The organism is Streptomyces venetus, assembly GCF_039540295.1.
Taxonomy (GTDB): Bacteria; Actinomycetota; Actinomycetes; order Streptomycetales; family Streptomycetaceae; genus Streptomyces; species Streptomyces venetus.
On sequence record NZ_BAABET010000003.1, the window covers coordinates 614,589 to 640,747 of the forward strand.

At 70.9% G+C, this 26,159-nt stretch carries 20 protein-coding genes and 1 tRNA gene; 11 read left to right on the forward strand and 10 right to left on the reverse strand.

Annotation, left to right across the window (positions count from 1 at the left end; translation table 11 throughout):
• Positions 1-101 precede the first annotated feature (101 nt).
• The gene (locus tag ABEA82_RS12660) at positions 102-1,214 is read right to left on the reverse strand and encodes a LacI family DNA-binding transcriptional regulator (RefSeq protein ID WP_345661500.1); all 1,113 of its coding nucleotides are present in this window, start codon (positions 1,212-1,214) and stop codon (positions 102-104) included.
• 431 nt (positions 1,215-1,645) lie between these two features.
• On the opposite strand from ABEA82_RS12660, the gene hisC reads away from it, so the two are divergent.
• From hisC to ABEA82_RS12685, 5 genes are all read left to right on the forward strand, one after another.
• The gene (gene hisC, locus ABEA82_RS12665) at positions 1,646-2,725 is read left to right on the forward strand and encodes a histidinol-phosphate transaminase (RefSeq protein WP_345661501.1); all 1,080 of its coding nucleotides are present in this window, start codon (positions 1,646-1,648) and stop codon (positions 2,723-2,725) included.
• A gap of 199 nt (positions 2,726-2,924) precedes the next feature.
• On the forward strand, positions 2,925-4,433 hold the full coding sequence (locus tag ABEA82_RS12670; RefSeq protein WP_345661502.1) for a cytochrome ubiquinol oxidase subunit I: 1,509 nt from the start codon (positions 2,925-2,927) through the stop codon (positions 4,431-4,433).
• A 20-nt stretch (positions 4,434-4,453) separates the two neighbouring features.
• The gene (gene cydB, locus ABEA82_RS12675) at positions 4,454-5,458 is read left to right on the forward strand and encodes a cytochrome d ubiquinol oxidase subunit II (protein ID WP_345661503.1); all 1,005 of its coding nucleotides are present in this window, start codon (positions 4,454-4,456) and stop codon (positions 5,456-5,458) included.
• Between the two features lie 12 nt (positions 5,459-5,470).
• Entirely contained in the window at positions 5,471-8,962 is a 3,492-nt protein-coding gene (gene cydD / locus ABEA82_RS12680; RefSeq protein ID WP_345661504.1) for a thiol reductant ABC exporter subunit CydD, read from the forward strand.
• A 164-nt stretch (positions 8,963-9,126) separates the two neighbouring features.
• The gene (locus ABEA82_RS12685) at positions 9,127-10,185 is read left to right on the forward strand and encodes a M23 family metallopeptidase (RefSeq protein ID WP_345661505.1); all 1,059 of its coding nucleotides are present in this window, start codon (positions 9,127-9,129) and stop codon (positions 10,183-10,185) included.
• A 26-nt stretch (positions 10,186-10,211) separates the two neighbouring features.
• Here ABEA82_RS12685 and ABEA82_RS12690 read toward each other — a convergent pair whose 3' ends face one another.
• The 4 genes from ABEA82_RS12690 to ABEA82_RS12705 all read right to left on the reverse strand — a co-directional run bounded on the left by ABEA82_RS12690 (position 10,212) and on the right by ABEA82_RS12705 (position 14,618).
• The gene (locus ABEA82_RS12690; RefSeq protein ID WP_345661506.1) at positions 10,212-11,099 is read right to left on the reverse strand and encodes an HAD family hydrolase; all 888 of its coding nucleotides are present in this window, start codon (positions 11,097-11,099) and stop codon (positions 10,212-10,214) included.
• A gap of 86 nt (positions 11,100-11,185) precedes the next feature.
• Positions 11,186-12,088 (reverse strand): LLM class flavin-dependent oxidoreductase, encoded by a 903-nt coding sequence (locus tag ABEA82_RS12695; RefSeq protein ID WP_345661507.1) that lies wholly within the window; start codon positions 12,086-12,088, stop codon positions 11,186-11,188.
• A gap of 84 nt (positions 12,089-12,172) precedes the next feature.
• Positions 12,173-12,721: an RNA 2'-phosphotransferase gene (locus tag ABEA82_RS12700; protein ID WP_345661508.1), complete on the reverse strand. Its 549-nt coding sequence runs from the start codon at positions 12,719-12,721 to the stop codon at positions 12,173-12,175.
• 139 nt (positions 12,722-12,860) lie between these two features.
• Positions 12,861-14,618: an SDR family oxidoreductase gene (locus ABEA82_RS12705; protein WP_345661509.1), complete on the reverse strand. Its 1,758-nt coding sequence runs from the start codon at positions 14,616-14,618 to the stop codon at positions 12,861-12,863.
• 181 nt (positions 14,619-14,799) lie between these two features.
• Between ABEA82_RS12705 and ABEA82_RS12710 the strand changes: the two genes are divergently transcribed.
• From ABEA82_RS12710 to ABEA82_RS12735, 6 genes are all read left to right on the forward strand, one after another.
• Positions 14,800-15,768, forward strand: a complete 969-nt coding sequence (locus ABEA82_RS12710; RefSeq protein WP_345661712.1) for an ABC transporter ATP-binding protein — start codon at positions 14,800-14,802, stop codon at positions 15,766-15,768.
• The gene (locus tag ABEA82_RS12715; protein WP_345661510.1) at positions 15,758-16,675 is read left to right on the forward strand and encodes an ABC transporter permease; all 918 of its coding nucleotides are present in this window, start codon (positions 15,758-15,760) and stop codon (positions 16,673-16,675) included. The genes ABEA82_RS12710 and ABEA82_RS12715 overlap by 11 nt, the downstream gene beginning before the upstream one ends.
• Positions 16,672-17,583, forward strand: a complete 912-nt coding sequence (locus ABEA82_RS12720; protein ID WP_345661511.1) for an ABC transporter ATP-binding protein — start codon at positions 16,672-16,674, stop codon at positions 17,581-17,583. The genes ABEA82_RS12715 and ABEA82_RS12720 overlap by 4 nt, the downstream gene beginning before the upstream one ends.
• A 9-nt stretch (positions 17,584-17,592) precedes the next feature.
• The gene (locus ABEA82_RS12725) at positions 17,593-18,312 is read left to right on the forward strand and encodes an ABC transporter permease subunit (RefSeq protein ID WP_345661512.1); all 720 of its coding nucleotides are present in this window, start codon (positions 17,593-17,595) and stop codon (positions 18,310-18,312) included.
• Between the two features lie 122 nt (positions 18,313-18,434).
• Entirely contained in the window at positions 18,435-18,671 is a 237-nt protein-coding gene (locus ABEA82_RS12730) for an SGM_3592 family protein (protein ID WP_345661513.1), read from the forward strand.
• Between the two features lie 268 nt (positions 18,672-18,939).
• Positions 18,940-19,044, forward strand: a tRNA-OTHER gene (locus ABEA82_RS12735).
• A 93-nt stretch (positions 19,045-19,137) separates the two neighbouring features.
• Here ABEA82_RS12735 and ABEA82_RS12740 read toward each other — a convergent pair.
• From ABEA82_RS12740 to ABEA82_RS12760, 5 genes are all read right to left on the reverse strand, one after another.
• Entirely contained in the window at positions 19,138-19,956 is an 819-nt protein-coding gene (locus ABEA82_RS12740; protein WP_345661514.1) for an HAD family hydrolase, read from the reverse strand.
• Positions 19,953-21,230 carry a serine--tRNA ligase gene (gene serS / locus ABEA82_RS12745; RefSeq protein WP_345661515.1) on the reverse strand — a complete coding sequence of 426 codons (1,278 nt, stop codon included), beginning with the start codon at positions 21,228-21,230 and terminating at the stop codon, positions 19,953-19,955. Before serS ends, ABEA82_RS12740 begins: the two co-directional genes overlap by 4 nt.
• A gap of 517 nt (positions 21,231-21,747) precedes the next feature.
• Positions 21,748-22,680 (reverse strand): prephenate dehydratase, encoded by a 933-nt coding sequence (gene pheA / locus ABEA82_RS12750; protein WP_345661516.1) that lies wholly within the window; start codon positions 22,678-22,680, stop codon positions 21,748-21,750.
• A gap of 61 nt (positions 22,681-22,741) precedes the next feature.
• Entirely contained in the window at positions 22,742-24,034 is a 1,293-nt protein-coding gene (gene efeB, locus ABEA82_RS12755) for an iron uptake transporter deferrochelatase/peroxidase subunit (RefSeq protein ID WP_345661517.1), read from the reverse strand.
• Positions 24,035-24,040: 6 nt separating this feature from the next.
• Positions 24,041-26,152: a copper resistance CopC/CopD family protein gene (locus ABEA82_RS12760; protein WP_345661518.1), complete on the reverse strand. Its 2,112-nt coding sequence runs from the start codon at positions 26,150-26,152 to the stop codon at positions 24,041-24,043.
• Between the last annotated feature and the right edge of the window lie 7 nt (positions 26,153-26,159).

The window sequence follows — 26,159 nt, forward strand, 5'->3', positions numbered from 1 at the left end:
GTCCTCGCTCTCCTTCTCTTCGCGAGAACGATCCCTTCTCTGCGGGGGACCGGCCCCGTTTCTCCCCAGGGGACGCCTGTCCCCCGGCCCCGGGAGGGGGCCTACGTCTGCTCGGGTGACCGCGGCGGGCTGACCGTCGTGCGCGGCGAGCGTCGCTGGGACGAGGTGCGCACGATCAGCTCCGTCGGTATCACCTGCTCGACCGGGTGGTCCGACTCCACTCCCTCGATGGCGTCGATCAGGAGCTGCACCACCGCCGTGCCGATGCGGCGGGGCTTAAGGGAGAGCGTGGTGATGGGCGGCTCGGTGTTGGCGTACACGGTGGACTCGCTGCAACAGACCAGCAGCAGGTCGTCCGGTACGCGCAGGCCGTAGCGGCGGGCGGCGGCGAGCAGGTCGGTGCCGTTCGGGTCGAACAGCCCGTAGACGGCGTCGGGCCGGTCGGGGCGGGCGAGGAGCCGGTCGGCGGCGACGGCGCCTGCGCACGGATCGTGTGCCGGGTAGGCCTCGTACACCGGGTCCTGGCCGACGCGCTCGCACCAGCGCAGGTACGCGGTGGTCGACAGGTGGGTGTAGGTGTCCGTGGTCGTGCCGGTGAGCAGGCCGATGCGGCGGGCGCCGGCGGCGGCCAGGTGGTCGAGGATGCCGAGGACGGCGGCCTCGTGGTCGTTGTCGACCCAGGCCGTGACCGGCAGCGAGCCGGCCGGGCGGCCGTCGGAGACGACGGGCAGCCCTTGGCGGACGAGTTCGCTGACGACCGGGTCCTGGTCGGAGGGGTCGATGACGACCGTGCCGTCCAGGGCGACGTTCGACCACACGTCGTGGCGCGAGGTCGCGGGGAGGATGACCAGGGCGTAGCCGCGGGCCAGCGCGGCGGAGGTGGCGGCTCGCGCCATCTCGGCGAAGTACGCGAACTCGGTGAAGGTGAAAGGTTCATCCCCGTACGTGGTCACGGTCAGGCCGATGAGTCCCGACTTGCCGGTACGGAGGGTCCGGGCGGCGGCCGAGGGGCGGTAGCCCAGCCGGTCGGCGACCTCGCGGACATGGCGCCGGGTGGCGTCCGGGAGCCGGCCCTTGCCGTTGAGGGCGTCGGAGACGGTCGTGATGGAGACTCCGGCGGCGGCGGCCACGTCTCTGATACCCGCCCGACCCGGCCTGCTGCCTCGGCGTGAGGTTTCCGCGCGGCTCACCTGGTGCTTCCCTGCTGCTGTCATGGCGAGCCGATAGTAGGGCTCATGCGGTGGGGTAGTGCGGACGCATATGCACGCGTTGACAGGCACGTTTCTGCATGATCATTTAACCCCAATTGCTTTGGAAACCAAGGGGGTTGAGCGCTCCCATGGCAGTACGTGACGTGTCGGCGCGTGCGGGCCTGCCAAGGGGTCGATGTTGCGAAGAGGTCTCAACTCACCTGCACGGGGGATGCGCGCCACGGCGTACACCACCGGCGCGTAGATATATGTGAGGCGCGCCCCCGTATTCGTACGCCTTCGTGCAGCGATGCCCCTGATGCCCAGGGGATACGGGAGGCCGGTGCTCGCGGGTCCGCTGCGGCTATACGCAGCGGCGCCGAATCCTCATAAGGTGAGGAGTATTGGATGTCGGCGGCGGTCATGGGCCGCCGGTCTTCGCGAGGAGGACTGCGGTGAGCGAGACGAGCCCGAAGCTGCGTGCCGAGCTGGAGGGTATCCCCACCTACAAGCCGGGCAAGCCCGCAGCGGCCGGCGGGCCGGTGGCCTACAAGCTGTCCTCCAACGAGAACCCCTATCCGCCGCTACCGGGTGTGATGGAGACCGTGACGGCGACGGCCTGCAACTTCAACCGCTACCCGGACATGGCCTGTACGGCGCTGATGGACGAGCTGTCCGAGCGGTTCGGGGTGCCCCTCGCCCACCTGGCCACCGGCACCGGTTCGGTCGGGGTCGCCCAGCAGCTGATCCAGGCCACCTCCGGTCCCGGCGACGAGGTGATCTACGCCTGGCGGTCCTTCGAGGCGTACCCGATCATCACGCAGATCAGTGGCGCGACGTCGGTGCAGGTGCCGCTGACGTCCGGTGATGTGCACGACCTCGACGCGATGGCCGACGCGATCACCGACCGGACCCGGCTGATCTTCGTCTGCAACCCCAACAACCCGACCGGCACGGTGGTGCGGCGGGCGGAGCTGGAGCGCTTCCTCGACCGGGTGCCCGGAGACGTGCTGGTGGTGCTCGACGAGGCCTACCGCGAGTTCATCCGCGACCTCGAGGTGCCGGACGGTGTGGAGCTCTACCGCGACCGTCCCAACGTCTGCGTCCTGCGGACCTTCTCCAAGGCGTACGGCCTCGCCGGTCTGCGCGTGGGGTTCGCCATCGCCCATGAGCCGGTGGCCGCGGCGCTGCGCAAGACGGCGGTGCCGTTCGGTGTGAGCCAGCTCGCGCAGGAGGCGGCGATCGCCTCGCTGCGTGCCGAGGACGAACTGTTCGGGCGGGTCGGATCACTGGTGTGCGAGCGCACGCGCGTGGTCGACGGGCTGCGCGCTCAGGGCTGGACGGTGCCCGAGACCCAGGCCAACTTCGTGTGGCTGAGGCTGGGGGAGAGTACGGTCGCGTTCGCGCAGGCGTGCGAGCAGGCGGGCGTGGTGATCCGGCCGTTCCCGGGCGAGGGTGTGCGGGTGACGGTCGGGGAGACCGAGGCGAACGACATCTTCCTGAAGGTGGCGGAAGGGTTCCGCAAGGAGCTGTAGAGCTTCGCGAGGGCTCTGCACGCCAGGTCGGGCGCCGGACGAGTTCGGCGCCGCGCGGGCACGTGCACTCAACGATGTGTTGAAGTTCGGGCCGAGGGGTTGACTGGGACGGGGGACCCCCTTACGCGCTCGAAAGTGCGTGCTGCATAATGGCTTGTGAATGTGAACGCTTTCACAAGCGGTTGTAAGGAGCGGCGACGTGGACCTGGCTTTGGCGCCGGAGACGCTGGCGCGATGGCAGTTCGGCATCACCACCGTCTATCACTTTCTGTTCGTCCCCCTGACGATCTCGCTGGCCGCGATCACGGCCGGACTGCAGACCGCCTGGGTGCGGACGGAGAAGGAGAAGTACCTCCGGGCGACGAAGTTCTGGGGCAAGCTCTTCCTGATCAACATCGCGATGGGTGTGGTCACCGGCATCGTGCAGGAGTTCCAGTTCGGCATGAACTGGTCGGACTACTCGCGCTTCGTCGGTGACGTCTTCGGGGCGCCGCTCGCGTTCGAAGCTCTGATCGCCTTCTTCTTCGAGTCCACCTTCATCGGCCTGTGGATCTTCGGCTGGGACAAGCTGCCCAAGAAGATCCACCTGGCCTGCATATGGATGGTCTCGATCGGCACGATCCTGTCGGCGTACTTCATCCTCGCGGCCAACTCCTGGATGCAGCACCCGGTCGGCTACCGGATCAACGGGGCCAAGGGGCGGGCCGAGCTCACCGACTTCTGGCTGGTACTCACCCAGAACACCGCCCTGGCCCAGGCCTTCCACACGCTCTCCGCGGCCTTCCTGACCGGCGGCGCCTTCATGGTCGGCATCGCCGCCTTCCACCTGGTCCGCAAGAAGCACGTGCCGGTGATGAAGACCTCACTGCGGCTCGGCCTGGTCACCGTCGTCATCGGCGGCATGCTCACCGCGATCAGCGGCGACGTGCTCGGCAAGATCATGTACGAGCAGCAGCCCATGAAGATGGCCGCGGCCGAGGCGCTGTGGGACGGCGAGAAGCCGGCGCCCTTCTCGGTCTTCGCCGTCGGTGACGTCGACAAGGGACACAACAAGGTCGCCATCGAGATCCCCGGCCTGCTGTCCTTCCTCGCCAAGGACGACTTCACCTCGTACGTGCCCGGCATCAACGACGTCAACAAGGCCGAGCAGGAGAAGTACGGGCCCGGCGACTACCGGCCCAACATCCCCGTCGCCTACTGGGGCTTCCGGTGGATGATCGGCTTCGGTATGACGTCCTTCGCCCTCGGCATGGCCGGGCTCTGGCTGACCCGCAAGAAGTTCATGCTGCCGCAGCATCTGCGGGTGGGCGACGACGAGGTGCCGCATCTCGTGCTGCTGCCGAAGAAGGCGCTCGGTCCGACCCTCACCAAGTGGTACTGGCGCATGGCGATCCTGACGCTGGGCTTCCCGCTGATCGCCAACTCCTGGGGCTGGATCTTCACCGAGATGGGCCGCCAGCCGTGGGTCGTCTACGGGCTGTTCCAGACGCGTGACGCGGTCTCCCCCGGTGTCTCCCAGGCCGAGGTCCTCACGTCGATGATCGTCTTCACCACGCTGTACGCGATCCTCGCCGTCGTCGAGGTCAAGTTGCTGGTCAAGTACGTCAAGGCGGGCCCGCCCGAGCTCACCGAGGCCGACCTCAACCCGCCCACGAAGATCGGCGGCGACTCCCGTGACGCCGACAAGCCGATGGCCTTCTCCTACTAGGCCGAGGGAGCTGCACAGTCATGGAACTGCACGACGTCTGGTTCGTCCTGATCGCCGTCCTGTGGACCGGCTACTTCTTCCTGGAGGGCTTCGACTTCGGGGTCGGTGTGCTCACGAAGCTACTCGCCCGCAACCGGCCCGAGAAGCGGGTACTGATCAACACCATCGGCCCCGTCTGGGACGGCAACGAGGTGTGGCTGCTGTCGGCGGGCGGTGCCACCTTCGCCGCCTTCCCCGAGTGGTACGCGACGCTCTTCTCCGGCTTCTACCTGCCCCTGCTGCTCATCCTGGTCTGCCTGATCGTCCGGGGTGTGGCCTTCGAGTACCGCGCCAAGCGGCCCGAGGAGAGCTGGCAGCGCAACTGGGAGACGGCGATCTTCTGGACCTCGCTGATCCCCGCGTTCCTGTGGGGTGTGGCCTTCGGCAACATCGTGCGAGGCGTGAAGATCGACAGGGACTTCAACTACGCCGGTGGCGTCCTGGACCTGCTCAACCCGTACGCGCTGCTGGGCGGTCTGGTCACCCTGGCGCTGTTCACCTTCCACGGGACGGTGTTCGTCGGGCTCAAGACCGTGGGGGACATCCGGGAGCGGGCGCGGAAGCTGGCACTGCGCGTCGGAGCGCTGACCGCTGTGCTGGCCCTCGCCTTCCTGCTGTGGACCCAGGCCGATCGGGGCGACGGGGCGTCGCTCGTCGCGGTGGTCGTGGCCGTGGCGTCGCTCGTCGTCGCGCTCGTCGCGGCCCGGGCGGGGCGTGAGGGCTGGGCGTTCGCCCTGTCGGGGCTCACCATCGTGGCCACGGTGGCGATGCTCTTCCTGACGCTGTTCCCGAACGTCATGCCGTCGACGCTGAACCCGGACTGGAGCCTGACGGTCACCAACGCCTCGTCCAGCCCGTACACGCTGAAGATCATGACGTGGTGCGCGGCGATCGCCACTCCGGTCGTGATGCTCTACCAGGGCTGGACGTACTGGGTGTTCCGTAAGCGCATCGGTACGCAGCACATCGCCGAGCCCGTGCACTGAGGTGTGTTTCACGTGAAACCGATCGATCCGCGTCTGCTCCGGTACGCCCGTGCCACCCGGCTCTTCCTGGTGGCGGTCGTCGCCCTGGGCGCCGTCGGGGCGGGACTGGTCATCGCACAGGCGATGCTCATCGCCGACGTGGTGGTCGGCGCGTTCCAGCACCGCATGTCGGTGGCCGACCTCGGCACTCCCCTGCTGTGGTTGGCCGCCGTCGCGGCCGGGCGGGCGCTGGTCGGCTGGCTCACCGAGCTCGCCGCGCACCGGGCGAGCGCGGCGGTGAAGTCCGAACTGCGGGGCCGGCTGCTGGAGCGTTCCGTGCGGCTGGGGCCCGGGTGGCTGAGCGGTCAGCGGACGGGTTCGCTGGTCGCCCTCGCCACCCGGGGTGTCGACGCCCTCGACGACTACTTCTCGCGGTATCTGCCGCAGCTGGGTCTCGCGGTGGTCGTGCCGGTCGCGGTGCTGGCTCGGATCGTCACCGAGGACTGGGTCTCCGCGGCCATCATCATCGGCACCCTGCCGCTCATCCCGGTCTTCATGGTGCTGATCGGCTGGGCCACCCAGTCTCGGATGGACCGGCAGTGGCGGCTGCTCTCCCGGCTCTCCGGTCACTTCCTGGACGTCGTCGCGGGGCTGCCGACGCTCAAGGTCTTCGGCCGTGCCAAGGCGCAGGCCGAGTCGATCCGGCGGATCACCGGCGAGTACCGGCGGGCGACAATGCGGACGCTGCGGATCGCGTTCATCTCGTCGTTCGCGCTGGAGCTGCTCGCGACGATCTCGGTGGCGCTGGTCGCCGTGACGATCGGCATGCGGCTGGTGCACGGTGAGATGGATCTGTACATCGGCCTGGTCATCCTGATCCTGGCGCCGGAGGCGTATCTGCCGTTGCGGCAGGTCGGGGCGCAGTACCACGCGGCGGCGGAGGGGCTCGCCGCCGCCGAGGAGATCTTCGGCGTCCTGGAGACGCCCCTGCCGGTGTCCGGCTCCCGGGCCGTGCCGGCGGCTGGGGTGGCCTTCGAGGGCGTGACCGTCCGGTACCCGGGGCGGTCCGCGGACGCCGTGTCGGACGTGTCCTTCGCCGTGGCTCCCGGGGAGACGGTCGCGCTGGTCGGGCCGAGCGGTGCTGGCAAGTCGACGCTGCTGCACCTCCTGCTCGGGTTCGTGCCCCCCGCCGAGGGACGGGTGCGGGTCGGGGGAGTCGACCTCGCCGACGCCGACCTGGAGCAGTGGCGTTCCCGGGTCGCGTGGGTGCCGCAGCGGCCCCACCTGTACGCCGGGACGATCGCCGAGAACGTACGACTGGCGCGGCCCGACGCCGCCGACGACACCGTACGCCGGGCGCTGCGCGACGCCGGGGCGCTGGAGTTCGTCGACGCTCTGCCCGAGGGCCTGGACACCGTGCTCGGCGAGGACGGGGCCGGACTGTCCGCCGGACAGCGGCAGCGGCTCGCGCTGGCCCGGGCCTTCCTCGCGGACCGGCCGGTGCTGCTGCTCGACGAGCCGACGGCCGCGCTGGACGGGGCCACCGAGGCGGAGGTCGTGGCGGCGGTGCGGCGGCTGGCGGCCGGTCGGACCGTGCTCCTGGTGGTGCACCGGCCGGCGCTGCTGGGGGTGGCGGACCGGGTGGTGCGGCTGACGGAGCCCGAGCCCACGGCCGCGCCTGTGGCGCGCCCTGCCGTCCAAGGGACGGAGGCCGGGACCGCTTCTGCCGAGGCCGAGCAGCCCGCTCCGGCCGGCTCGCTCCAGCAGCCTGCCTCAGGGGGCGTTCTCGCCCGGGTTCGCGCCATGTCCGGCCCCCGGCGGGGGCGCCTGGGACTCGCGCTGCTGCTCGGCAGTCTCGCGCTCGGGAGTGCCGTCGGGCTCATGGCCACGTCCGGGTGGCTGATCTCGCGGGCCTCGCAGCAGCCGCCCGTGCTGTATCTGATGGTGGCCGTGACGGCCACGCGGGCCTTCGGGATCGGACGGGCCGTGTTCCGGTACGCCGAGCGGCTCGTCTCGCACGACGCCGTGCTGCGGATGCTGGCGGACACCAGGGTCGCCGTGTTCCGCAGGCTGGAGCGGCTGGCGCCCGCCGGTCTGCGCCGGGCCCGCCGGGGCGACCTGCTCTCCCGGCTGGTCGCGGACGTGGACGCGTTGCAGGACTACTGGCTGCGGTGGCTGCTGCCGGCCGGGGCGGCGGTCGTCGTGTCGGCCGCGTCGGTCGGCTTCACGGCGTGGCTGCTGCCGGAGGCCGGTGCCGTGCTCGCGGCCGGACTGCTGGCGGCGGGTTTGGGCGTGCCCCTGGTCACCGGTGCGATCGCCCGCCGGGCCGAACACAGGCTGGCACCCGCCCGAGGTGTGCTCGCGACGCGGGTGGCCGATCTGCTCACCGGCACCGCGGAACTGACCGTCGCCGGTGCCCTGCCCGCGCGGACCGCCCAGGCCCGCGAGGCCGACGGAGCGCTCACCCGGATCGCCTCGCGGGCGGCCACCGCCACGGCGCTCGGCGACGGGCTCACTGCGCTGATCTCCGGCCTGACGGTCACCGCCGCCGCCCTGGTCGGCGCGCAGGCGGTCGCCGCCGGGCGGCTGGACGGCGTGGCCATGGCCGTGGTCGTCCTCACCCCGCTGGCCGCCTTCGAGGCCGTGCTCGGGCTGCCGCTCGCCGTGCGGTACCGGCAGCGAGTACGCCGGAGCGCCGAGCGGGTGTACGAGGTGCTGGACGCCCCGGAGCCGGTGCGGGAGCCGGAGCGGCCCCGGCAGGCGCCCGTGTCGCCGTTCCCGGTGGCGCTCAAGGGACTGGCCGCCCGGTACGCCGGGCAGGACCGGGACGCACTCGCCGGACTGGACCTGACCCTCGAGGAGGGTCGCCGGGTCGCCGTGGTCGGGCCCTCCGGCTCCGGCAAGACGACCCTGGCGCAGGTGCTGCTGCGCTTCCTCGACACGGACGCGGGCTCGTACACGCTGGCCGGTGTGGACGCGTACGCGCTGGACGGTGACGACGTACGCAGGCTCGTCGGGCTGTGCGCGCAGGACGCGCACCTCTTCGACAGCTCGCTACGCGAGAACCTGCTGCTCGCGAGGAAGGACGCCACCGAGGACGCGCTGCGTGCCGCGCTGGGCCGGGCCCGGCTGCTGGACTGGGCAGACAGTCTGCCCGACGGGCTCGACACGCTCGTCGGTGAGCACGGGGCCCGGCTGTCCGGAGGGCAGCGGCAGCGGCTCGCGCTGGCCCGCGCGCTGCTCGCCGACTTTCCCGTCCTGGTGCTCGACGAGCCCGCCGAGCACCTCGACCTGCCGACCGCCGACGCGCTCACCGCCGACCTGCTGGCCGCCACCGAGGGCCGTACGACGCTGCTCATCACGCACCGGCTGGCGGGTCTGGACGCGGTCGACGAGGTGATCGTGCTGGACCAGGGACGTGTGGCGCAGCGCGGGGCGTACGCGGAGCTCGTGGCGGCGGACGGGCCGCTTCGGGAGATGGCGGCGCGGGAGGCGGCGTCGGAGGAACTGGCGGGAGCGCGGTAGCGGTCCGAAATCCCGGCGTCGGTCCGGTGGCGGTGCGGGAGCACCTCGCGCCGAAGCCCCCGCCGGGGCGGCTCGCGCGCACTGATCCATTCGGGGCACCCCGGTCCCCCAGCCGTACGACGTGAACAGGACCGGGTCGCCGGGGCCGGGCGACGATCACTGACATGCGCTCATACCGCCGTCATCGGCTGCTCGTTCCGGTTCTGCTGTGCGCCCTGGCCGTCCTGGCGGCCCGGCCCACCGCGGCGGAGAGGCGGCCCGGGAGCGGCGGTGCGGGGGGCTCGGGGCTCAGCGCCGAGGTGGCGCGGCTGTACGAGGAGGCCGCGGTCGCGACGCGGCAGTACGAGAAGGGGCGCAAGGAGGCCGAGGGGCAACGGGCCCGGGCCCAGCGGGCGGAGAAGCTGCTGGACCGCCAGCGGCGGCACATCGCCGGCCTGCACGAGGACCTCGGCCGGATCGCCCGCGCCCAGTACCGCGGCAGCGGTGGGCTGCCGGTGGCCGCGCAGATGATCCTCGCCGACAGCCCCGAGGACCTGATGCGCGGTCAGCACGCCTTTTCCCAGGCGGACCTCGCCGTGAACAACGCGATCGCCAAGAGCCGTCGCGCCGAGACCCGGCTCGCCGCGGACGAGGCCAGGGCCGCGGCCCAGTGGCAGGCGCTGGACCGGCGGAACAGCCAACTCGCCCGTCTGAAGGCGGGCATCGAGCGAAAACTCGAGACGGCACGCACACGGCTCCAGAGGCAGGCGGACGCCTCGGTCGCAGCCGGGGCATGCCGAGGTGCGGTCCGGCTCGACCAGCCGGAGACGAGGTTCACCACCGCGTGGGTCACGCCGGTGGAGACGTACGAGCTGTCCGCGTCGTACGGCAGCGGCGGGTCGCGCTGGGCGAGCCGGCACACGGGGCAGGACTTCGCGGTGCCGATCGGCACACCGGTGCGGGCCGTGGGCACGGGCCGGGTCGAGAGGGTGTCCTGCGGCGGGGCCTTCGGCATCGAGATCGTGCTCAAGCACCCGGGCGGCTACTACACGCAGTACGCCCATCTCGCGTCCGTCGCGGTCGACCAGGGCGAGTACGTCACCCCCGGCCGGTGGATCGGCCAGTCGGGCACCACCGCCAACTCCACCGGCCCGCACCTGCACTTCGAGACCCGGATCACCCCGGAGATGGGCTCCGCGGTGAACCCGGTGTCGTGGCTGGAGGAACGAGGGGTGACCCTCTGAGGCAGCCGTGCGACGGCTTGCGAAGGCTAGGGAAGCTCCTCCAGCAGCCGCTCGATCACGATCGCCACGCCGTCCTCGTTGTTCGCGACCGTCTGCCCCGAGGCCGCGGCGATCACGTCCGGGTGGGCGTTGCCCATCGCGTACGACCGGCCCGCCCAGGTCAGCATCTCCACGTCGTTGGGCATGTCACCGAAGGCGACGACCTGCTCGTGCGAGATGCCGCGCTCGGCACAGCACAGGGCGAGCGTGCTGGCCTTGGACACCCCGGGACCGCTGATCTCCAGCAGTGCGCTGGGGCTGGAGCGGGTCACGCCGGCACGGTCGCCGATGGCGAGCCGGGCCAGGGTCAGGAAGGCGTCGGGATCCAGGTCGGGGTGGTAGGCGAGGATCTTCAGCACCGGCTCGCCGGCCGCCCGGTGGTCCGCCGACAGCAGCTCCTCGGCCGGAGCGAGGCTGTCGGGGATCTCCATGTGCAGCTTCGGATAGGCCGGCTCCTGGTAGAAGCCGTACGTCTGCTCCACCGCGTACACCGTGCCCGGCGCCGCCTCGCGCAGCAGCCGTACGGCGTCCAGGGCGTTTTTCCGTGCCAGCTCGCGCACCTTGACGAACCGGTGGGCGCCGGGGCCGCCGTGCAGGTCGACCACGGCCGCGCCGTTGCCGCAGATCGCCAGGCCGTGCCCGTGGACGTGGTCGCTGACGACGTCCATCCAGCGGGCCGGGCGGCCGGTGACGAAGAAGACCTCGATGCCCGCCTCCTCGGCGGCGGCCAGCGCGGCGACCGTACGGGGGGACACCGACTTGTCGTCGCGCAGCAGGGTGCCGTCGAGGTCGGTGGCGATCAGCCGCGGCGGGAGGGTCTCGGCCGCGGTCTCGGGCTCTCGGGTCGCTGAGGTCACCGGGCCATTGTCCCGCATATGCCTGCACGGCCGTGCGGGAGTCCGCCCAGGTGAGTGGATACCGCCCTCACCTGGGCTCTCCCGGGGAAGCCGCCCGCAGGTCCTCAGCGCAGTTGCGCCGGGGCCTCCATGGCGATCTGCTCGAAGACCTTGTCGTCCGCCGCGAAGTTCGAGTCGGGAATGGGCCAGTGGACCACGAGCTCCGTGAAGCCGAGCTCGGCGTGCCGCCCGGCGAAGTCGACGAAGGCGTCCAGGGACTGGAGCGGGGCGCTGCGGTCCGGGGTGAAACCGGTGAGCAGGACCTTGTCGAGGCCGGTCATGTCCCGGCCGATCTCGGCGCAGATGTCGGCGAGCCTCTCCGCTTGCCCGCGAATGGCCTGAAGCGACTGCTCAGGGGTGCCGTTCTCGAACAGCTTGGGGTCGCCGGTGGTCACCCACGCCTGACCGTGCCGGGCGGCCAGCCGCAGCCCGCGCGGCCCGGTCGCGGCCACCGCGAACGGCAGCCTGGGGCGCTGCACACAGCCGGGGATGTTCCGTGCCTCGTGGGCCGAGTAGAAGTCGCCCTCGTACGACACGGAGTCCTCGCTGAGCAGCCGGTCGAGCAGCGGGACGAACTCCGCGAAGCGGTCGGCCCGCTCGCGCGGCGTCCACGGATCCTGGCCGAGCGCGGTGGCGTCGAATCCGGTGCCGCCCGCGCCTATACCCAGCGTGACCCGTCCACCGGAGATGTCGTCGAGGGAGATCAGTTCCTTGGCGAGCGTCACCGGGTGCCGGAAGTTCGGCGAGGTCACCAGTGTGCCCAGCCTCAGCCGGTCCGTGGTGGCCGCGGCGGCGGCGAGCGTCGGCACGGCGCCGAACCACGGGCCGTCCCGGAAGGTACGCCAGGACAGGTGGTCATAGGTGTACGCGGTGTGGAAGCCGAGCTGCTCGGCACGGGTCCAGGCCGCACGGCCGCCTTCGTGCCAACGGCGGTAGGGGAGGATCACGGTGCTCAGACGCAGACTCATGGCATCGAGCGTAAGGGAGCCCCCGGGGGTCACCCGTGTTTCACGTGAAACACTCACTGTGAGTCGCGGATCGTGCGCAGCAGGTCAGCGCGGCTCGGGAAGGCGCAGATACGGCGGCGGCACGGCCTGGGTCAGCCATACGCCGTTAGCGCTCACATGGAAGACATGGCCGTCGCGATGCATGGCGGTCGCGTCCACCGCCAGCACGATCGGCCGGCCGCGGCGGGCACCGACCCGGGTCGCCGTCTCGCGGTCGGGCGAGAGGTGCACGGCATGCCGGTCCATCGGCCTGAGCCCCTCGGCCCGGATCGCGTCCAGGTGACGGGCGACGGTGCCGTGGTACAGGTACGCGGGCGGGGTGGCCGGCGGCAGGCCCAGGTCGACCTCGACACTGTGGCCCTGACTGGCGCGGATCCGGGTGCCCTCGACGGCGAATCGCCGCTTGTCGTTGGTGGCGACGACATGGTCCAGCTCCTCGCGGGTGAACCGGAAACCGTGCATGGCGGCCGCGGCGATCAGGGTGCCGATCTCGACCCAGCCGCCTTCGTCGAGGGCCAGTCCGATCCGTTCCGGCTGGTGACGCAGATGTTTCGACAGGTACTTCGACACCTTGACGGTGCGTCTCTCGTCCATGCCCCCAGGGTGCGGGAGAGACGTGAATCACGCGATCGAGTTTCAGTGCGGAGGTTTGATCCACAACCAAGTGGTGTTATCCACAGGGGAATTGGCGATTCTGTGGACAACTGGCCTTCACTTCAGGGGCCTTGGGCCGTCAGACCGGAGGCTTCATCCGCGCGATGCCCCGCAGCAGCCCCGGTGCGAACCGCGCCAGCACCCGCGCACTCCGCGCCTCCGGCGTCACCGGCACCACCGCATCGTTGCGTGCCACCGCCCGCAGAATCGCCGCGGCGACCTTCTCCGGAGGGTAGTTCCGCAGCCCGTACAGACGAGCGGCGCGCTGCCGGCGGCGCTTCTCCTCACCGGCGTCGACCCCGGCGAAGTGCGCCGTGGACGCGATGGCGGTGTTGACGATGCCGGGGCACACCGCCGTCACACCGATGCCCTGACCGGCGAGCTCCGCGCGCAGGCACTCGCTGAGCATCAGCACGGCCGCCTTGGAGGTGCTGTAGGCGGGCAGAGCCCGGGACGGCTGGTACGCCGCCGCCGACGCCACGTTGACGATGTGGCCGCCCTGCCCGCGCTCGGCCATCCGCCGGCCGAAGAGCCGGCAGCCGTGGATCACGCCCCACAGGTTGACGTCGAGGACCTTCTGCCAGTCCTCGGGCGTGGTGTCGAAGAAGGAACCGGACAGTCCGATCCCGGCGTTGTTCACGAGGACGTCCACCACGCCGTACTCGCTGCCGACCTTCTCGGCGAGCTTCTCCATGGCCTGCTCGTCGGAGACGTCGGCAGGCTCCGCCCAGGCCGCCGGGGCGCCCGCCCGGAGGGCGGACTCGGCGGTGCGCACCGCCGCCTCGGCGTTCCGGTCGACGGCCACCACGCGCGCTCCGGCCTGGGCGAACGCGAGCGCCGTCGCCCGTCCGATGCCGCTCCCGGCCCCGGTGACCAGCACGAGCCGCCCGCCGAACCGCTCGGCGTGCCTGCCGCTCGCCGCGACCGGAGCCCGCCCCTCCTCGACCGACGTCACGAACTCGGTGATCCAGTTCCCCAGCTGGTCAGGGCGGGTGCGCGGAATCCAGTGCCCCGCCGGAAGCGTCCGCCGGCTCAGGTGCGGGACCCACCGCTCCAGTCCCTCGTCGAGCCGCTCCGAAAGGAAACGGTCCTCCAGAGGCGTGATGATCTGCACCGGCACGTGGGCGTACGCGTCCGGACGTGGCCTGCGCAGCCGGGGCCGGACGTTGTCCCGGTACAGCCAGGCCCCGTGCGCCGCGTCCGAGGGCAGCGAAGGGGTCGGGTAGCCGTCGCCCGGCACCTTCTCCAGGCGCTCCAGCATCCTCGGCCAGCGCCTGCCGAGCGGACCGCGCCAGGCGAGCTCGGGCAGCACGGGCGTGTGCAGCAGGTACACGTACCAGGACCGCGCGCCCTGCCCGAGGAGCTGGCCGACCCGGCGCGGGGTGGGACGTCGCACGCGGCTGTTGATCCAGTGGCCGAAGTGGTCGAGGGACGGCCCGGACATCGAGGTGAAGGAGGCGATACGGCCCTCGGTGCGCTTGACGGTGGTGAACTCCCAGGCCTGCACCGAGCCCCAGTCGTGACCGACCAGGTGCACCGGCCGGTCCGGGCTGACCGCGTCCACAACGGCCAGGAAGTCGTCCGTCAGCTTCTCCAGCGTGAACCCGCCCCGCAGCGGGCGCGGTGCCGTGGACCGGCCGTGACCGCGGACGTCGTACGCCACCACGTGGAAGTGACCGGCGAGCCGCGCGGCCACCTCGGACCACACCTCCTTGCTGTCGGGGTAGCCGTGCACCAGCACGACCGTCGGCCGCTGGGGGTCCCCCAACTCGGCCACGCACACATCGACTTCACCGGTCCGCACCCGGCGCTCCCGCGCCCCCCTGAGCAACGTCATCCGGCGAATCTGGCAGTTGTTAGAGAAGTCGTCAATAGGGAGGCTCTCGGGGGTTACCACGGCCGTGGTAACCCCCGAGAACCAGCTCCCCTAAGGGCCCGTAATACTCCAGGCTGATGTGAAGACAGCTCTGCGGAGTGACGACCGCCACGTTCACGGCCCCTACCGTCGAAGGGTGACTGTGATCGCGACCGAAAGCCTGAGCAAGCGGTTCCCCCGGGTGACCGCGCTTGACCGGCTCTCCGTGGACGTCGGGCCCGGTGTGACCGGACTCGTCGGAGCCAACGGGGCCGGCAAGTCCACACTGATCAAGATCCTGCTGGGTCTGTCCCCCGCCACCGAGGGCCGCGCCGAAGTGCTCGGACTCGATGTCGCCACCAAGGGCGCCGACATCCGCGAGCGGGTCGGCTACATGCCCGAGCACGACTGCCTGCCGCCGGACGTCTCGGCCACCGAGTTCGTCGTCCACATGGCGCGTATGTCCGGCCTCCCGCCCACCGCCGCGCGCGAACGCACCGCCGACACCCTGCGCCACGTCGGCCTGTACGAGGAGCGCTACCGCCCCATCGGCGGCTATTCGACCGGCATGAAGCAGCGCGTGAAACTCGCGCAGGCCCTCGTGCACGACCCGCAGCTGGTCTTCCTGGACGAGCCGACCAACGGCCTCGACCCGGTCGGCCGCGACGAGATGCTCGGCCTGATCCGCCGGATCCACACCGACTTCGGCATCTCGGTCCTGGTCACCTCGCACCTGCTGGGCGAACTGGAGCGCACCTGCGACCACGTCGTCGTCATCGACGGCGGCAAGCTCCTGCGCTCCAGCTCCACCACCGACTTCACCCAGACCACCACGACCCTCGCGATCGAGGTCACCGACACCGACGAACACCCGGACGGCACCCGCGCGGTGCGTGACGCGCTGCACGCGCGCGGGGTGAGCGTCGAGGACGGCAGCGGTCTGCCGGGCGCCGGCCACATCCTGCTGCTCACCGCCCAGGGCGAGGAGACCTACGACCTGGTCCGGGACGTGATCGCCGATCTCGGACTCGGCCTGGTGCGCATGGAGCAGCGTCGGCACCACATCTCCGAGGTCTTCACCAGCAGCGACGAGCGCGAACAGCGGAAGGAGGCGGTCGGCCATGGCGGTTGAGCACTCCACGGGGACACCCGCCCCGGCACCGGGTGACCAGACCCGCATCCACAACATCGGCTACCGCAACTACGACGGCCCGCGCCTCGGCCGCGCCTACGCCCGCCGCTCCCTGTACTCGCAGTCCCTGCGCGGCTCCTACGGCCTCGGCCGCTCGGTCAAGTCCAAGGTGCTGCCGATGCTGCTGTTCGTGGTGATGTGCGTGCCCGCGGCCATCATCGTCGCCGTCGCGGTCGCCACCAAGGCCAACGCCCTGCCGCTGGACTACACGCGCAACGCGATCGTCATGCAGGCGGTCATCAGCCTGTACGTCGCCTCGCAGGCACCCCAGTCCGTCTCGCGCGACCTGCGCTTCAAGACCGTGCCGCTGTACTTCTCGCGGCCCATCGAGACCGCTGACTACGTCCGCGCCAAGTTCGCGGCGCTGGCCTCGGCGCTGTTCATCCTGACCGCGGCGCCCCTGCTCGTGCTCTACGTGGGCGCACTGCTGGCCAAGCTCGACTTCGCCGACCAGACCAAGGGATTCGCGCAGGGACTGGTTTCCGTGGCACTGCTCTCACTGCTGTTCGCCGGCATCGGCCTGGTCATCGCGTCCTTCACCCCGCGCCGCGGCTTCGGCATCGCGGCCGTGATCGCCGTGCTGACCATCACCTACGGCGCCGTCTCCACCCTCCAGGCCATCGCCGACGCGCAGGGCAGCAGCGACGCCGTGCCGTGGATCGGGCTGTTCTCGCCGATCACGATCGTCGACGGGGTGCAGTCCGCGTTCCTCGGCGCGACCTCCGCCTTCCCCGGCGGTGTGGGCCCCAGCAGCTCCGAGGGCGTCGTCTACGTGCTGGTCGCCGTGGGCCTGATCGCCGCGAGCTACGGCCTCCTGATGCGCCGCTACAAGAAGGTGGGACTGTGACCACGCTCTCCATCGACCACGTCTCCCGCTGGTTCGGCAACGTGGTCGCCGTCAACGACATCACCATGACCGTCGGCCCCGGCGTCACGGGCCTGCTCGGCCCCAACGGCGCCGGAAAGTCCACCCTCATCAACATGATGGGCGGCTTCCTCGCCCCCTCCACCGGCACGGTCACGCTCGACGGACAACCGGTGTGGCGCAACGAGCAGATCTACCGGCACATCGGGGTCGTCCCCGAGCGCGAGGCGATGTACGACTTCCTCACCGGGAAGGAGTTCGTCCTCGCCAACGCCGAGCTGCACGGCCTCGGCGCCAAGGCGGCCCAGAAGGCGCTCGCCACGGTCGAGATGGAGTACGCGCAGGACCGCAAGATCCAGACGTACTCCAAGGGCATGCGCCAGCGCGTGAAGATGGCCTCCGCCCTGGTCCACGACCCGTCCCTGCTCCTGCTGGACGAACCCTTCAACGGCATGGACCCGCGCCAGCGCATGCAGCTGATGGACCTGCTGCGCCGCATGGGCGACGAGGGCCGCACGGTGCTGTTCTCGTCGCACATCCTCGAAGAGGTCGAGCAACTCGCCTGGCACATCGAGGTCGTCGTCGCCGGCCGGCACGCGGCGAGCGGTGACTTCCGCAAGATCCGCCGTCTGATGACCGACCGCCCGCACCGCTACCTGGTGCGCTCCAGTGACGACCGCGCCCTCGCGGCCGCCCTGATCGCCGACCCGTCGACGTCCGGCATCGAGGTCGACCTCGCCGAGGGCGCACTGCGCATCCAGGCCGTCGACTTCGGCCGCTTCACCGCGCTGCTGCCCAAGGTCGCCAGGGACCACGGCATCCGGCTGCTCACGGTCTCGCCGTCCGACGAGTCCCTCGAGTCCGTCTTCTCGTACCTGGTCGCGGCGTAGGAGGCCCTGATGTACGACCCCACAGTCGCCCGGCTCACGTACCGGGCCCTGCTCGGCCGACGCCGGGCCCTCATCCTCGGTGCCCTGCCGCTGCTGCTGATCGTGATCTCCATAGCGGTGCGCGGACTGGCAGGAGCGGACGACCAGACGGCGTCGGACCTGCTGGGCGGCCTCGCCCTCGCGACGATGGTGCCCCTCATCGGCGTCATCGCCGGGACCGGCGCGATCGGGCCGGAGATCGACGACGGCTCGGTGGTGTATCTGCTCTCCAAGCCGATCAAACGGCCGACGATCATCTTCACCAAGCTGATCGTCGCGATCGCCGTGACGATGGTGTTCTCGGCGGTGCCGACGCTCGTCGCCGGCTTCATCCTGAACGGCAACGGCCAGCAGATCGCCGTCGCCTACACGGTCGCCGCCCTGGTCGCGTCCATCGCGTACGCGGCGCTGTTCCTGCTGCTCGGCACGGTCTCCCGGCACGCGGTGGTGTTCGGGTTGGTCTACGCGCTGGTCTGGGAGGCCCTGTTCGGCTCCCTGGTGCCGGGCGCCCGCACGCTGAGCGTCCAGCAGTGGTCGCTGGCCGTGGCCCAGAAGGTGTCCGGCGGTGACCTGGTGAGCTCCGACGTGGGCCTGACCACGGCGACGGTGCTGCTGGTGGCCGTGACGGTGCTGGCCACCTGGTACGCCGGGCAGAAGCTGCGCTCGCTGACGCTGGCCGGTGAGGAGTGACGGACGGCGGACAGTGACGTGCCCGGGCCTTGACGGGGGCTTCACCTCCGTCAGGGCACACTGGGCAAACCGGATGGAGGGGCACCACACGGGAGTTGGACGGCGGCCGGGAGGAGACGGGGATGGCGAGCGAGAAGGCTCAGTACGAGGACGGCGGTCAGGACGACGCCTGGGACGACCTCGTTCTGGACGAGGACTTCATACGCTCCGCCGGGACCTCCGAGCCGTCCGCCCGTGCCCGGATGCTCGCCGAGCGCTGGCGCCGCGAGGAGCCGGAGCCCCAGCCCTGGCGCTCCGACGAACCGCCCGCGGGCTGGTTCTTCAGCAAGTCCCGCCGACGCAGGTGGCGCAGGCGCTGAGGCCGGGCGATTTAATCGGTGGCGTCCAATTCGCCCGACGGGCAGAGTGGTTGTGTTCACCCCGCCGGACGAGGAAGCCCGGCGCCGAGTTCTGGGAGAGGAGCGGGACGATGTCCATGCACGGCAGTACGTCCAGCTCCCTTCAGGGCAGCCCGCGGCGGGCTCCGGAGTAGTCGCTACCGGCTCCGTAGAGCTCGCCCCACACGGGGAGCTGCCCGGGGCGGCCGCTTCGAGCACGCGACATCGCACTCGCGTGGGCCGCCCACCCGGAGGATTGGCCGAGTGGTAAGGCACCGGTTTGCCCTGCGTCTGATCAGAAGCAGCCGTGGTCGGGCTGTAACAGCCCGCGCACGTTCGATCCGTGCATCCTCCGCCGCACGCAAGACCCGAATGCGCAAGACCTGAGTGCGCAAGACTCAAGCGCAAGACCGAATGCGCCAGCCCCGAGCACGCAAGACCCGAGAGCTCAGCCCAGCAACCGCTCCAGGACCACCGCGATCCCGTCCTCGTCGTTCGAGGACGTGACCTCGTCAGCCACCGCCTTCAACTCCTCGTGGGCGCCCGCCATGGCGACACCGTAGGAGGACCAGGCGAACATCGGCAGGTCGTTGGGCATGTCGCCGAAGGCGATCGTGTCCGCCGCCTTCACCTTGAGCCGACGGGCCGCCAGGGAGAGGCCCGTCGCCTTGGACAGGCCCAGGGGGAGGAGTTCGACTATGCCCTCGCCCGCCATGACGACGGTGACGAAACCACCGGCGGTCCGGGTCGCCACCTCGCACAGCTCGTCGTCCGACAGCGTCGGGTGCTGGATGTAGAGCTTGTTCAGGGGCGCGGTCCACAGGTCCGACGCGTCCGTGAACGGGGTCGCGGGGAGCGCCCCCTGGACCGCGTAGCCGGGGCCCACCAGGACCTCGCCGTCCAGGCCGTCGCGGCTCGCCGCCAGGTACAGCGGGCCGACCTCCGCCTCGATCTTCGCCAGCGCCACCCCGGCCAGCTGCCGGTCCAGCGTCACCGACGTCAGCAGGCGGTGGGCACCGGCGTCGTACACCTGCGCGCCCTGGCCGCAGACGGCCAGCCCCTGGTAGCCGAGCTCGTCGAGGATGGGCCGGGTCCAGGGGACCGCGCGGCCGGTGACGACGATGTGCGCGGCGCCCGCCGCGGTGGCCGCGGCGAGTGCGTCACGAGTGCGGGACGACACCGAATCGTCGGAACGCAGCAGCGTCCCGTCGAGGTCGGTCGCGATCAGCTTGTACGGGAAGCCGCCCGAGGGGGCCGTGTCGCTCACTTGGCCACCGGCTCCAGGACCTCCCGGCCGCCCAGGTACGGACGCAGCACCTCGGGCACGCGCACCGAGCCGTCGGCCTGCTGGTGGTTCTCCAGGATCGCCACGATCGTGCGCGGTACGGCGCACAGCGTGCCGTTGAGCGTGGCCAGCGGGCGGACCTGCTTGCCGTCACGGACCCGGATCGACAGCCGGCGGGACTGGAACTCGGTGCAGTCCGAGGTCGAGGTCAGCTCGCGGTACTTGCCCTGGGTCGGGATCCAGGCCTCGCAGTCGAACTTGCGGGCGGCCGAGGAGCCGAGGTCGGCGGAGGCGACGTCGATGACCCGGAACGGCAGCTCCAGCGAGGTCAGCCACTGCTTCTCCCACTCCAGCAGCCGCTGGTGCTCGGCCTGCGAGTCCTCCGGAGTGACGTAGGAGAACATCTCGACCTTGTCGAACTGGTGCACGCGGAAGATGCCCCGGGTGTCCTTGCCGTGCGAACCGGCCTCGCGGCGGAAGCAGGGCGAGAAGCCCGCGTAGCGCAGGGGGAGGCGGTCCGCGTCGAGGATCTCGTCCATGTGGTACGCCGCGAGCGCGACCTCGGAGGTGCCGACCAGGTACAGGTCGTCGTCGGCGAGGTGGTAGACGTCCTGGGCGGCCTGGCCGAGGAAGCCCGTACCCGCCATGGACTGGGGGCGGACCAGGGCCGGGGTCAGCATCGGCGTGAAGCCGGCCGCGGTGGCCTGGGCCATCGCCGCGTTGACCAGGGCGAACTCCAGCAGGGCGCCCACGCCCGTCAGGAAGTAGAAGCGCGAGCCGGAGACCTTGGCGCCGCGCTCGACGTCGATCGCACCGAGGATCTGACCGAGCTCCAGGTGGTCCTTGGGCTCGAAGCCCTCGGCCCCGAAGTCGCGGATCGTGCCGTGGGTCTCCAGCGTGACGAAGTCCTCCTCGCCGCCCACGGGCACGTCCGGGTGGACGAGGTTGCCGAGCCGCTGGAGCAGCTCCTGGGTCTCGGTGGCGGCCGCGTCGCGTTCCGCGTCGGCGGCCTTGACGTCGGCGGCGAGCTGGCTCGCCCTCTTCAGCAGGTCGGCCTTCTCGTCCCCGGACGCCTTGGGGATCAGCTTGCCGAGCGCCTTCTGCTCGGCGCGCAGCTCGTCGAAGCGCACGCCGGACGACCTGCGCCGCTCGTCGGCAGAGAGGAGGGAGTCGACGAGCGCGACGTCCTCTCCACGGGCGCGCTGCGACGCGCGCACACGGTCGGGGTCCTCACGGAGCAGGCGAAGGTCAATCACGCGGTCAAGGCTACCGGTGTGGGGTGACCGCTCACGACTCACTATTCGGGTCGCGCATTACGTACCGTTATGGGCGAATTGCACTCAGTGTCAATAAAAGATGGCACTCTCCCCGGTACGAGGCATCCGCAGGGCGCCGCATTGACTCGACTTCCTTGCGGGGAACGGGACTTGGGGTTCGGTTGTCCACAGGAATCCACACCCGGCGAAGAGTTATCCACAGGCTGTGTGGAAGATCTGTGGACTTCGGAATTGATCACTCCGGAAGGCCGGGCCACCCCTCGGAATTCCCAGTACAAACCTGCCCTATCCTCACTTTCGAGTGGCATTGGGTCCCCCTGAAGAGTTACACAAGGGAAAACGGTGGACGAAGGCCGATCCGCGTGCCGGTGGACCCTCAAGGCCCCGTAGGGCGATTTGTCGACTGAATCATGCTGTGATGTCGACTTGTCCCCAGGTCGAGAAGCTGACCTGTGGATAACTTCTGTGGATAACGAAAATCAGCAGGTACGACCGCCTAGAAGCGCCCGTCCTGGCACCGCGCCACCCAGTCCGAGGCCGCCACGAACGCCTCGTCCGACGTCCCCAGGCGGGGCGGCTGGACCTCCTCCGGCTGCATGTCCGCACGCGGATACGACCCGAGGTAGCGCACCTGGAGGCAGATCCGCTTGAGGCCCATCAGGGCCTCGGCCACCCGGCGGTCGGAGATGTGGCCCTCGGCGTCGATGCAGAAGCAGTAGTTGCCGATGCCCGCACCGGTGGGCCGGGACTGGAGCAGCATGAGGTTGATGCCGCGCGTGGCGAACTCGCCCAGCAGGTCGCGCAGGGCGCCGGGGTGGTCGTCGCGCTGCCACAGCACGACGGAGGTCTTGTCCGCGCCGGTCGGCGCCGCGGGCCGGGCGGGCCGGCCGACCAGCACGAACCGCGTCTGGGCGTTCTCCGCGTCGTGGATCCCCGTCTCCAGGGCCTCGAGGCCGTAGCGGGCGGCGGCGAACTCTCCCGCGAAGGCGGCGTCGTACTGGCCCTCCTGGACCAGCCGGGCGGCGTCCGCGTTCGAGGCGGCCGACTCCCAGTGCGCGTCGGGGAGGTTCTTCTGCAGCCAGTTGCGCACCTGCGGCTGGGCGGCCGGGTGGGCGGAGACCGTCTTGATGTCGGACAGCTCGGTGCCCGGGCGGACCAGCAGCGCGAAGGTGATCGACAGCAGCACCTCGCGGTAGATCATCAGCGGCGCGCCGGCGACCAGCTCGTCGAGAGTGGTGGTGATGCCGCCCTCGACGGAGTTCTCGATCGGCACGAACGCGGCCTCGGCCTCGCCGGCTCGTACCGCGTCGAGCGCGGACTGGACGGACACGTACGGAATGAGTTCCCGGGTGGCGGCCTCAGGAAGAGTACGCAGGGCGACTTCGGTGAAAGTGCCCTCGGGGCCGAGATACGCATAGCTCGCTGGCATGACCTCACCCTAATGGGCTCGCGGAAACGACATCGCCCACAAGCCCACAGGGATGAACTTTTCACCCCTCCAGCAACTTCTGTCCCACATATTCGCCTTCCGCGGCCCCGCCCGGCACCGCGAACAGCCCGCTCGACTCGTGCCGGATGAACTTCGACAGGGCGTCACCGCGGTCGAGTTTGCGTTGCACCGGCACGAAGCCGCGGAGCGGATCGGCCTGCCAGCAGATGAAGAGCAGGCCCGCGTCGGGCACACCGTCCGCGTCGATGCCGTCGTGGAAGGAGAACGGGCGGCGGAGCATCGCCGCGCCACCGTTCTGGTCGGGCCGGGTGATGCGGGCGTGGGCGTTGATCGGGACGACCAGGTTGCCCTGGGAGTCGGTCTTCTCCAGGTCCATCGCGGTCGTCTCGGTGCCCCCGGACAGCGCCGCACCGTCCGACTTGCGGCGTCCGATCACGTTCTCCTGCGCCTTGACGGAGAGCTTCTCCCAGTCGTCGAGGAGCATGCGGATACGGCGTACGACGGCGTAGGAGCCGTTCGCCATCCAGGCCGGTTCGCCGTGCGCGGGGACGAAGACGCGCTGGTCGAAGTCTGATTCGGCCGGCTTGGGGTTGCGGGTGCCGTCGATCTGGCCCATCAGGTTGCGGGCCGTTATGGGGTGGGCGGTGGCGCCCGGCGAGCGGTTGAAGCCGTTCATCTGCCAGCGGACCCGGGCCGCCGAGCCCGCGTCCTTCTGGACGGCGCGCAGGGCGTGGAAGGCGACGAGGGCGTCGTTGGCGCCGATCTGCACCCACAGGTCACCGTTGCTGCGGTTCTTGTCGAGGTGATCGGAGGAGAACTCGGGCAGCGGGTCCAGGGAGGCCGGGCGCTGCTTCTCCAGACCCGTCCTGGCGAAGAAGCTGTGCCCGAAGCCGAAGGTGACGGTCAGCGAGGAGGGTCCGGCGTCCCGGGCCACACCCGTGTCGTCGTGCGCGCTCGGCTCGCCGGCCATGAGCCGCCGAGCCGTCTCCGACCAGCGGCGCAGCAGGGCGGCGGCTTCCTTGCGGCCGGCGCCCGCCGCGAGGTCGAAGGCGACGAGGTGGCCGTGCGCCTGGAGGCCGTCGGTGATGCCGGGCTGATGTTTCCCGTGAAACATCGCCCGGTCGGCGCCGAGTGAGGCGAGCGGAGCGGAGGCCCCGGAGGGTGCGGCGGCGTATCCGACGGCCGCGCCCGCCGTGCCGAGCACGAGCCCGGTGGCACCGGCGGTGCCGAGCAGCCTCCGCCGGGAGATGCCCTGCGCGGCGGAGGCCTCCGCGGTCTCCCCCGGGGTCGTGCCGGGGGCGGTGCGGGCCTTCGGGATGGACTGGTCAGCCATGGTGGTTCAGCCGATCTGCGCGTTCTTGGTGACGGTCACCTCGTCGATGTCGGAGGTCCGCACGGTCACGGCGATCTTCCAGTCGCCGGCCATGGGGATCTGCACTCCGTTCGCCGACCAGTGTCCGGTAGCGATGTGGTCGGGGGCGACGGGCAGGGGCCCGATGTCCTTGGCTTCCAGGGTGAAGTCGACCTTCACCTCGGGGATGTCGAAGGCCCGGCCGTTGGGCCGCTCCACGTAGACGTGCATCTCGTTGTCGCCCACGCGTGCGGGGTCGAGGTCGATCGTGACGACGCCCTTGCCGTCCTCGCCGCCGGTGTCGAAGGGCATGTCCAGGGTCAGCGCCCCGGACGCGCCGGTGTCGGCCTGGGCGGCTGCGGCGGCCGAGGTGGCCGCCTTGGCCTCCTGTTCCGTACGTCCCGGCTCGGTCTGCGTCAGCACGGTGGTGACGGCGAGCAGGACGACGGCGATGCCGGCCTCGGCCAGCACGGAGCGGCGCAGGCCGAAACGGTCCGGGTCGGCGTCCCGCAGCCGCTTCTGCCGGGCGGCGTCGCGAGCGGCCCGCTGCCGGGCGAGTTGGGCGGCGCGCTCGGCGTCGGCGGGGTCGGCTGCACGCTGCTCGTCGGAGTCGAGGTCCGGGGCGGTGCCGAGTTCGTCGTCGGGGCCGGAGCCGTGGCGGGCGTCGTCGTCGGCGTCCGCGTCGATCTCGGCAGCGGCAGCGGCGGTGTCGGCATCCGTGTCCTCTGCGGCGTCCGCCTCGGTGTGGCCGACGGCCGGTGCACCTGCCCCCGCGCCCACCCGCTCCTTCTCCCGTTCGGCCGGCACCGCCACCGTCTGCGCCAGCCGCCCCGTCCACCGGCGTGAGATCCACGCGACACCGACCAGTACGACGACGAGGGCGATCTTGGCGAGGAGCAGTTGCCCGTACCGCGTGTCCGTGAAGGCCGACCAGGAGCCGAGCTGGCGCCAGGACTGGTACGTGCCGGTCGCGACGAGGGCGAGGACGCTGCCGAAGGCGACGGCGGAGAAGCGGCGTACGGCCGTGGAGTCGACCGGCACGTCCGCGGGGGCCCGGTACAGGGCGACGAGGAGCGCTCCCAGCCCGCCGAGCCAGGCGGCGACGGCCAGCAGATGGATGATGTCGACCGGCATGGCGATGCTCGCCTGGAGGCCGACCGAGGCGTGCTCGGACATGGCCCAGCTCGCGGCGATTCCGGCCGCGACGACGACGCCGCCGATCGCGAGCCCGAAGGTCAGGTCCCGCTTCTCCTGGTCGTCCTCCCTTGGGTCAGGCTGCCGGCGCGAAGCGCCGTCGGTCAGGGGGGTGGTGGGAGACGGGCGGGCATACGCCCCGAACAGCACGGCGATGAAGAGCGCCGCCGCGGCGAGCAGCAGCAGCCGGGAGACCAGGGCGGCGCCGGTCTTGGTCTGGAGCACCTGTCCGAGCAGGGACAGGTCGAAGACGTCGGCGACCTTGCCGGAGCCGGTGAAGGAGCCGCGCAGGAGCAGCAGGGCGAGGGTGGCCGCGGTGAGCGCGAGCCATCCGGAGACGACGAACCGCTGCACGGGCCGTACCCCGGAGCCGCGCTGCCAGCAGGCGAGCACGAAGGCGGCGCCGCCGGCCATCACGATGAACCCGGCATAGGACACGTACCGCCCGATTCCGTACAGCCAGCCGACGATGCCGTCGTCGGTCGTCTGCCCGGATACCGCCGCGGAGGTCTTGGAGGGGGCGCCGATGGAGAAGGTGTAGGCGCCGGTGACGGGATGGCTGTCCGCCGACACGACCTGGTAGGCCACGGTGTACGTGCCGTCGGGCAGATCCGGCTGGAGCCGCACGGCGTACGTCGTGCCGCTGACGTTGGACGGCTCTCCCGAGTCGACGCGCTTGCCCTCGGGGTCGAGCACGCGCAGTGAGTCGTCGGACAGCGCGACCTGCTCGGAGAAGGTGAGCGAGATCCGGGCGGGGGCCTCCTGGACCACCGCCCCCTGCGCGGGGTCGCTGCCGGTCACCGCGGCGTGCGCGGAGGCCGGTCCGGCTCCGGCGAGGAGTGCGCAGGCCGCGGCCAGGAGCAGCAGCACCACGGTCCGGACGCGGGGGGCGATGGTCTGCGTCACAGGGGTC

What these genes read in the sequence shown, in the direction of transcription:
- ABEA82_RS12660 (WP_345661500.1), bottom strand. Translation starts at nt 1,214, where the DNA reads ATGACAGCAGCAGGGAAGCACCAGGTGAGCCGCGCGGAAACCTCACGC.
- cydB (WP_345661503.1), top strand. Translation starts at nt 4,454, where the DNA reads ATGGAACTGCACGACGTCTGGTTCGTCCTGATCGCCGTCCTGTGGACC.
- ABEA82_RS12685 (WP_345661505.1), top strand. Translation starts at nt 9,127, where the DNA reads ATGCGCTCATACCGCCGTCATCGGCTGCTCGTTCCGGTTCTGCTGTGC.
- ABEA82_RS12690 (WP_345661506.1), bottom strand. Translation starts at nt 11,099, where the DNA reads ATGCGGGACAATGGCCCGGTGACCTCAGCGACCCGAGAGCCCGAGACC.
- ABEA82_RS12695 (WP_345661507.1), bottom strand. Translation starts at nt 12,088, where the DNA reads ATGAGTCTGCGTCTGAGCACCGTGATCCTCCCCTACCGCCGTTGGCAC.
- ABEA82_RS12700 (WP_345661508.1), bottom strand. Translation starts at nt 12,721, where the DNA reads ATGGACGAGAGACGCACCGTCAAGGTGTCGAAGTACCTGTCGAAACAT.
- ABEA82_RS12705 (WP_345661509.1), bottom strand. Translation starts at nt 14,618, where the DNA reads ATGACGTTGCTCAGGGGGGCGCGGGAGCGCCGGGTGCGGACCGGTGAA.
- ABEA82_RS12715 (WP_345661510.1), top strand. Translation starts at nt 15,758, where the DNA reads ATGGCGGTTGAGCACTCCACGGGGACACCCGCCCCGGCACCGGGTGAC.
- ABEA82_RS12725 (WP_345661512.1), top strand. Translation starts at nt 17,593, where the DNA reads ATGTACGACCCCACAGTCGCCCGGCTCACGTACCGGGCCCTGCTCGGC.
- ABEA82_RS12730 (WP_345661513.1), top strand. Translation starts at nt 18,435, where the DNA reads ATGGCGAGCGAGAAGGCTCAGTACGAGGACGGCGGTCAGGACGACGCC.
- pheA (WP_345661516.1), bottom strand. Translation starts at nt 22,680, where the DNA reads ATGCCAGCGAGCTATGCGTATCTCGGCCCCGAGGGCACTTTCACCGAA.
- efeB (WP_345661517.1), bottom strand. Translation starts at nt 24,034, where the DNA reads ATGGCTGACCAGTCCATCCCGAAGGCCCGCACCGCCCCCGGCACGACC.